General features: G+C 67.8%; 7 protein-coding genes. All 7 read left to right on the top strand.

What is annotated here, in order from left to right; genetic code table 11:
* Window positions 1–131: 131 nt before the first annotated feature.
* Window positions 132–1112, top strand: coding sequence for an ABC transporter permease subunit (locus QCZ28_RS11555; RefSeq protein WP_279516622.1), 981 nt, complete (start codon window positions 132–134; stop codon window positions 1110–1112).
* Window positions 1109–2017: a carbohydrate ABC transporter permease gene (locus QCZ28_RS11560; protein WP_279516623.1), complete on the top strand. Its 909-nt coding sequence runs from the start codon at window positions 1109–1111 to the stop codon at window positions 2015–2017. The genes QCZ28_RS11555 and QCZ28_RS11560 overlap by 4 nt, the downstream gene beginning before the upstream one ends.
* 52 nt (window positions 2018–2069) lie before the next feature.
* A complete protein-coding gene (locus QCZ28_RS11565) occupies window positions 2070–3707 on the top strand; it encodes an extracellular solute-binding protein (protein WP_279516624.1) in 1638 nt (545 codons plus the stop codon).
* A gap of 83 nt (window positions 3708–3790) precedes the next feature.
* Window positions 3791–4480, top strand: coding sequence for a YesL family protein (locus tag QCZ28_RS11570; RefSeq protein ID WP_279516625.1), 690 nt, complete (start codon window positions 3791–3793; stop codon window positions 4478–4480).
* The gene (locus QCZ28_RS11575) at window positions 4477–4611 is read left to right on the top strand and encodes a hypothetical protein (protein WP_279516626.1); all 135 of its coding nucleotides are present in this window, start codon (window positions 4477–4479) and stop codon (window positions 4609–4611) included. The genes QCZ28_RS11570 and QCZ28_RS11575 overlap by 4 nt, the downstream gene beginning before the upstream one ends.
* Complete coding sequence (locus tag QCZ28_RS11580) at window positions 4608–6746, top strand: alpha-glucuronidase (RefSeq protein WP_279516627.1); 2139 nt, start codon at window positions 4608–4610, stop codon at window positions 6744–6746. Before QCZ28_RS11575 ends, QCZ28_RS11580 begins: the two co-directional genes overlap by 4 nt.
* A 307-nt stretch (window positions 6747–7053) precedes the next feature.
* On the top strand, window positions 7054–7997 hold a 944-nt coding region (locus QCZ28_RS11585), incomplete at its 3' end, for a PHB depolymerase family esterase (protein WP_279516628.1).

Below are 7997 nucleotides of genomic sequence, written 5' to 3' on the forward strand. Positions count from 1 at the left end.
TCCGATTGAGACTCTTGACAGGCATCGATGGGGCACTTAGGTTGCCGAAAAGGTTGCGCAGGTTTCCGGAAAGTTTCGGATCGTGAAGTTTCGGATCGGGGCTGCTCCCCAGTCGGCATAGGAGGTCGTGGATGACATCAACCCTGCGGCCACCGCCGCCGGCGCCGCCGCAGGAGGCGCACAGCCCTGCTCCGCGCCCACCGCGACGTGGCCGAAGCTGGCGGCAGGCATTGCGCCGGGACTGGCAGCTCTACTCCCTCGCCATTCTGCCGCTGCTGTTCTTCCTGGTCTTCCGGTATCTGCCGATGCTCGGCAACATCATCGCCTTCCGCCGGTTCAAGCCGGGCGGCAGCATCTTCGGTGAGTACTGGGTCGGGCTGCGCTACTTCCGGATGTTCCTCACCGACCCGACGTTCTGGGAGGTGTTCACCAACACCCTGGTGCTCGGGGCGCTGACCCTGCTGTTCTGCTTCCCGCTGCCCATCGTGCTGGCGCTGCTGCTCAACGAGGTCCGGGTCCACCGTTTCAAGCGGTTCGTCCAGTCCGTCTCCTACCTGCCGCACTTCCTGTCGATCGTGATCGTGGCCGCGATGGTCATGCAGCTGACCTCGATCGAGGGCACGGCCAACCAACTCGTCAGCCTGTTCGGCGGCGACCCGGTGGCCTTCCTGCAGAAACCGGAGTGGTTCCGCACCATCTACGTCTCGTCCGAGGTCTGGCAGACGGTCGGCTGGGGCACGATCCTCTACCTCGCCGCCCTCACCACCATCGACGAGGACCTGTACGAGGCCGCCCGGATCGACGGCGCGGGCCGGCTGCGCCAAACCTGGCACATCACGTTGCCCGGCATCCGCCCGACGATGATGACCCTGCTGATCCTCAACATCGGCAGCTTCCTGGCCGTCGGGTTCGAGAAGATCCTGCTGCTCTACAACCCGTTGACGTACCCGACCGCCGACGTGGTCTCCACCTATCTGTTCCGGATGGGCTTCCAGTCGAGCAACTTCAGCTACGCGGCGGCCATCGGCCTCTTCGAGGCGGTGATCGGGCTGATCCTCGTCCTGTCGGCGAACGTCATCTCCCGTCGCACGGTGGGGACGAGCCTGTGGTGACCGTCGGGACGAAGATCGACGCCCCGAAGACCCGCGGGCCGGACGACAGCCGGGGTTACCGGATCTTCCGCGTCGTCAACACGATAGTGCTGCTCGGCGTCGTGGTCGTGACGCTGTACCCGTTCCTCAACATCGTGGCCCGCTCGCTCAGCGAAGAGGCGTACATCATCGCCGGCAAGGTGAGCGTCGTCCCGCGCGGGTTCGACCTGACCGCGTACAAGCTGCTGATGTCGGACTCGCTGTTCTGGACGAACTACCGCAACACGGTGGTGTACACGGTGGTCGCCACGCTCATCTCCATCGTGCTGACCACCTGTTACGCGTACGTGCTGTCCAAGCCGCAGCTCAAGGGGCGCCCCTTTCTCGTCGGTGTCGCGCTGCTCACCATGTTCTTCTCCGGTGGCCTGATTCCCAACTACGTGCTGGTCACCAGCCTGGGGATGAAGAACACCATCTGGGCCGTGGTGGTCCCCAACGCCATCAGCGTGTTCAACCTGCTGGTGATGAAGGCGTTCTTCGAGAGTCTGCCGAACGAGTTGGAGGAGGCCGCGGCGGTCGACGGCCTGAACACGTACGGCATCCTGCTGCGCATCGTGCTGCCACTGTCGAAGGCGATCATCGCGACGATGGTGCTCTTCTACGCGGTCTCCTTCTGGAACTCGTGGTTCACCGCGTTCCTCTACATCGACCAGCAGGATCTGCTGCCGGTCACCGTCTACCTGCGCAACCTCATCGCGGGTGCCACCAGCGCCGAGTCGGCCGCTGCCGACGCCGACAAGGTGCAGGCCGCGGCCACCCTCCAGGCCGTGACGATCGTGCTCACCACACTGCCGATCCTGGCGGTCTACCCCTTCGTCCAGCGGTACTTCGTCCGCGGCGTGATGCTCGGCGCGGTCAAGGGATGACGCCGAACGCCGCACCGCGGCACCTCCGAACCCACCACTGAAAGGACGAGCCATGCTCCACAAGACGTGGCGCCGCGTGGCGGTAGCCACCGCGGGTCTGCTCGCGCTCTCCCTTGCCACCGCCTGTTCCGAGGACCCCGGTGAGTCGACGGACCTCTCCGGGAACCGGGTCGGCGCGATGGCCGACTACGGCGTCGGCGACCAGTTCAAGGCCAGCGAGGCGCTCTCGTTCTCCACCCTCTACAACAACCACACGTTCTACCCGCTCAAGGAGGACTGGCTGTTCTGGTCCGAGTTGACGAAGCGGACCAACGTCACCATCGAACCGGTGGCCGTGCCGCTGAGCGACTACGAGCAGAAGCGCAGCCTGCTGATCGGGGCCGGGGACGCGCCGCTGATCATCCCGAAGACGTACCACCCGCAGGAGAACGCGTTCGTGTCCTCCGGGGCGATCCTTCCGGTGAGCGACTACCTGGACCTGATGCCCAACCTCAAGGACAAGATCGCCAAGTGGAACCTCAAGCCGGAGATCGACAACCTGCGACAGGCCGACGGTAAGTTCTACCTGCTGCCCGGGCTGCACGAGAAGCCCACGCAGGACTACACGGTGCTGGTGCGCACCGACATCATGCAGGAACTCAACCTGCCGACGCCGAAGACCTGGGACGACCTGTACGCCGTGCTCAAGGCGATGAAGGCGAAGTACCCGAACGTCTACCCGTACTCCGACCTCTTCAGCAAGCCGAACCCGACCGGCGCGCTGCTGAACATCCTCGGCTCGGCCCACGGCACCCAGGCGGGCTGGGACTACCAGCACGCCACCTGGGACCCGGCGGCGAAGAAGTTCACCTACACCGGAGCGTCCGAGCAGTACAAGCAGATGGTCACCTTCCTGCACAAGCTCGTCGCCGAGGGCCTGCTCGACCCGGAGAGCTTCACCCAGACCGACGACCAGGCACGCCAGAAGCTGGCCAACGGCAAGTCCTTCGTGGTCACCGGAAACGCGCAGACGCTGGTCAACAACCACCGGCCCGACCTGGCCAAGACGCTGCCGAACGCGAAGATGGCCAAGATCCCGCTGCCGGTCGGCCCGGCCGGTGAGATCAACCCGTTCCCCCGGCTGGAGAACGGCATCATGATCTCCACGAAGGCCCGGGAGAGCAAGAACTTCGTGGCCATGATGCAGTTCATCGACTGGTTGTGGTATTCGGACGCCGGCCTGGAGTTCGCCCGCTGGGGCGTCGAGGGCACCACCTTCACCAAGGACGCCTCCGGTAAGCGCACGCTCGACGCGGGCATCGACTTCCTCGGGCTGCACCCGAAGGCGCCCAAGCACCTCCAGAAGGACTTCGGCTTCCACAACGGCGTCTTCGCCTACGGCGGCACCCCCGACCTGGTCCGTGGGTTCTTCTCCCCGGAAGAGCTGGAGTTCCAGAAGGTGATGGACGCGCGTACCCCGAGGATGGTGCCTCCACCGGCCCCGTTGACCGACGAGGAGCGCGAGCAGGTGTCGCTCTGGGAGACGCCGTTGAAGGACTTCGTCACCCAGAACACGCTGAAGTTCGCCCTCGGCCAGCGCCCGCTCGCCGAGTGGGACGCGTACGTGGCGGAGCTGAAGGCCAAGAACTCCGACCAGTACATCGAGCTGGTCAACAAGGCGTACGAGCGGTTCCAGAAGAACAACGGCTGACCAGCGAGGTCCGGTCGGGCGGCCAGTCGCGGCCCGACCGGACCTCGTGGTGGGCACCGGTCGGACGATCAGAGGAAACGATAGTGAGTGGCGCGGCCCAGACCTGGCGACAGTTCGGCGACGGACCACTGTCGCGGATCACCTCGCGCGTCTACATCCTGCTCGTGGTCGAACTGCTCCTGCTGCTCAGCACAGTGCCCGGCCTGCTCCCGTTGCTGTTGCTGGACCGCGACCCCAGCAACCTGCCGCTGGTCGCGCTCTTCCTGGTGCCTGTCGGTCCGGCCCTCTCCGCCGCCCTGTACGTCCTGCGTCACCAGCGAACCGACCTGACCGACCTGCACCCGGCGGCGGTGTTCTGGCGTGGCTACCGGGCGAACGCGTTCGGGGTGCTGCGCATCTGGGTGCCGACGCTGCTGTGGTTGGCCGTTCTCGCCCTGAACCTCGCCTACCGGGACGCGGTCGGCCTGGCGACCTGGTGGACGGCACCGCTGGTGCTGATCGCGGTGGCGGTGACACTCGGCGCGGCCAACGCCCTGGTGATCACCTCGCTGTTCGACTTCCGCACCCGGGACGTGCTCCGACTGGCGGCGCACTTCCTCGTGCGTACCCCGGTGGTCACCGTCGGGAACGTCCTGCTGCTGGCCGCGGCGGCCGCGGTCACCGCGGTCCTCTCCGAGGCGGTGCTGATGCTGCTCGCGTCGATCGCCGCCCTGGCGTTCCTGCGCGTCAGCGAGCCGATGATCCACCTGATCCGGAAGGAGTTCACCACATGAGCCTGCCCCTGAGCGCCACGGTGCCCTTCGGGGGCGACGACAACCCGCGACAGGAGACCGAACCGCCGTCGGCGCTCGCCATCCCGCGACCGCTGGCGTACGGGGTCGTCGTGCTGGAGGGAGACCGGTGAACGCCGAAGAGTCAGTGGACCTGGAGCAGTTGATGTTCGTCGACGAGCCGATGGATGGTGACGGGCCGCGGGTCCACCCGGCCTGGTTGCCCCCGGAGGCGTTCCGGTCGCTCGGTGCGCGCCGCGTCCTCGTGCACGGCGAGGGGTTGCTCGTCGACACCGTCCTCGACGAGGTCTCGCGGGCCTGCGCGCGCTACGGCGGGCTGGTGTGGCACTCCCCGTCCTGGGACGTCGACGTCGACCTGGTGTTCGCCCTGCGCGACGCCGCTGAGCTGCCCAACCCGGCGGTCGAGGCGGCCCGTGCCGCCGGTGAGGCGGGGCTGGTCGAGCTGGCCGACGGCGAGACGCTCGGCGACGAGGGTTTCGTGTTGGCGCGGGCCGGTGACGTGACGGTGGTGCTGGCCGACGCGCCGGCCGGCCTGCTGTACGGGCTCTTCCACGTGGTCCGGCTCTGCGCGGCGGCCTTCGACCCGGCCCGCCCGCCGGAGTGGCACCGGCCGGCGCTGCGCCGGCGGATGCTGAACCACTGGGACAACGTCGCCGTGCACCCGGTGATGGGCCAGGTCGAACGGGGGTACGCCGGCGGTTCGATCTTCTGGCGGGACGGCCGTTCGCGCGGCGACCTGGACCGGGTACGGGAGTACGCGCGGCTGCTGGCCTCCTGCGGGGTCAACGCGATCTCGGTGAACAACGTCAACGTGGCCCGCACCGAGGCGCTGCTGCTCACCGAACGGCTCGGTGACGTGGCCGAGATCGCGGACGTGCTGCGCCGCTACGGCATCCGGGTGCACCTGTCGGTCAGCTTCGCCGCGCCGGTGGTCCTCGGTGGCCTGTCGACCGCCGACCCCTTGGACGAGAACGTACGGGTCTGGTGGGCCGCGACCACCCGGCGGGTGTACGAGCGCATCCCGGACTTCGGCGGTTACCTGGTGAAGGCCGACTCGGAGGGTCAACCGGGCCCGTTCACGTACGGCCGTGACCACGCCGACGGCGCGAACCTGCTGGCCGAGGCGCTCGCCCCGCACGGGGGAGTGGTGCACTGGCGGGCGTTCGTCTACAACCACCACCAGGACTGGCGGGACCGGTCCACCGACCGGGCGCGGGCCGCCTACGATCACTTCGCCCCGCTCGACGGGCGCTTCCGCACCAACGTGGTCGTCCAGGTGAAGTTCGGTCCGGTGGACTTCCAGACGCGGGAGCCGATCTCACCGGTGCTCGCCGCGATGCCGGCGACCCGGTTGGCGGTGGAGTTGCAGGTCACCCAGGAGTACACGGGCCAGCAGCGGCACGTCTGCCACCTCGGTCCGTGGTGGAGTGAGGTGCTCAGCTTCGCCCCCTGGGGGCCGGGCGGGCGGACGATCGCCGACGTGGTCACCGGGGAGGCGGCAGCGGGCGGCGGGATGGTCGCCGTCGCCAACGTCGGCGACGACCCGTTCTGGACCGGGCATCCGTTGGCGCAGGCCAACCTTTACACGTTCGGCCGGCTGGCCTGGGATCCGCGGCGGGACCCGACGACTATCCTCGACGAGTGGATCACGCTGACCTTCCCGCCGTCGGCGACCGCCGACGCGGAGTTGGTGCGGCGGACACTGCACGAGATCATGGACGACTCGTGGCGCACCTATGAGCGCTACACCGCCCCGCTGGGCGTCGGCTTCATGGTCAACCCCGGCGACCACTACGGCCCCGGCGTCGACGGGTACGAGTACACGCGGTGGGGCACCTACCACTTCGCCGACCGCGACGGCGTCGGCGTGGACCGCACCCGCGCGTCGGGCACCGGTTTCACCGGCCAGTACCCGCCGTACTGGGCGCAGGTGTACGAGTCACCCGAGAGCTGCCCCGACGAGCTGTTGCTCTTCTTCCACCACGTGCCGTACGGGCATGTGCTGCACAGCGGCTCGACGGTCATCCAGCACATCTACGACACCCACTTCGCGGGGGTGGAGGAGGTGACGGCGATGCGGCGACGGTGGCAGCGGCTCAACGGCATGATCGACCCGAGCGTGTACGAGCGGGTCGCCGAACGCCTGGAGGAGCAGGTGCGGTGCGCCACCGAGTGGCGCGACCAGATCAACACGTACTTCTTCCGCAAGTCCGGGGTGCCGGACGAGCGAGGGCGGGACATCTACTGAGCGGCGGCGGACGGTCCGACCACCCGGTCGGGCCGTCGGTGACCTCGCGCTCAGCGGGGTCTGACGGGTTCCGATAATGTCCCGGTAATTTCTCGCGACCGGTAGTCGCTGATCATGCCCGTCGATGCCGGTGGTAGCGCAGGTGGCCGCCGGAACCGTTGCGGCGAAAGGTCTCCGGAAGTCTTGACAATCGAGCGTGCTCGATTGAAGCTGACATGGTCACGCGAGCCGCGGTCAAGGTCGGGCGAAGGGCAGTCCTCGACTCAAGTCCCCTTCCACGCGCCTTTTTTCGCAAGGGATCGCGACGATGACACTCAAGACGAAGATGCTCGGCGTCGTCATGGCTGCCGTGACGTTGGCCGCCGCCGCGCTGACGTTCGCCACCCCCGCGTCGGCGGCGACGCTCACGCAGGTGACCAACTTCGGCACCAACCCCACCAACCTGCAGATGCACCTGTACGTCCCGGACCGGGTGGCGACCCGACCGGCGATTCTCCTGGCGATGCACTACTGCACCGGGACGGGCCCCGCGTTCCACTCGGGCACGCAGTACGCGTCCCTGGCGGACCGGTACGGGTTCATCGTGATCTACCCGTCGGCAACCCGCAGCAGCAAGTGCTGGGACGTCTACTCGCCGCAGGCGTTGCGCCGTGGCGGCGGCAGCGATCCGGTCGGGCTGATGTCCATGGTCGACTACGTGAAGCAGCGCTACTCCGCCGACCCCGCGCGGATCTTCGCCACCGGCACCTCGTCCGGCGCGATGATGACCAACGTCATGCTGGGTGACTACCCGGACGTGTTCGCGGCGGGCGCCTCGTTCGCCGGGGTGCCGTTCGCCTGTTTCGCCACCGGCGGCACCTCGGAGTGGAACAGCCAGTGCGCGAACGGGCAACTCATCCGGACCGCGCAGCAGTGGGGTGACCTGGTCCGGGAGGCGTACCCCGGCTACACCGGGCAGCGACCCCGGATGCAGATCTGGCACGGCACCAACGATGAGACGCTGCGCTACCCGAACTTCGGTGAGCAGGTCAAGCAGTGGACCAACGTGCACGGGCTGAGCCAGACCCCGACGTACACCGACTCCCCACAGTCCGGCTACACCCGCACCCGGTACGGCAGCAGCGGTCCGATGGCGCCGGTCGAGGCGATCAGCATGCAGGGTGTCACGCACAACCTGCCGGTCGACGCCGCGCAGGTGATCCGCTTCTTCGGGCTGGACGGCACCGCACCGCCGACCACCCCACCCGCCCC

Origin of the sequence: Micromonospora sp. DH14, assembly GCF_029809455.1 — a bacterium.
Classification (GTDB): domain Bacteria; phylum Actinomycetota; class Actinomycetes; order Mycobacteriales; family Micromonosporaceae; genus Micromonospora; species Micromonospora parva.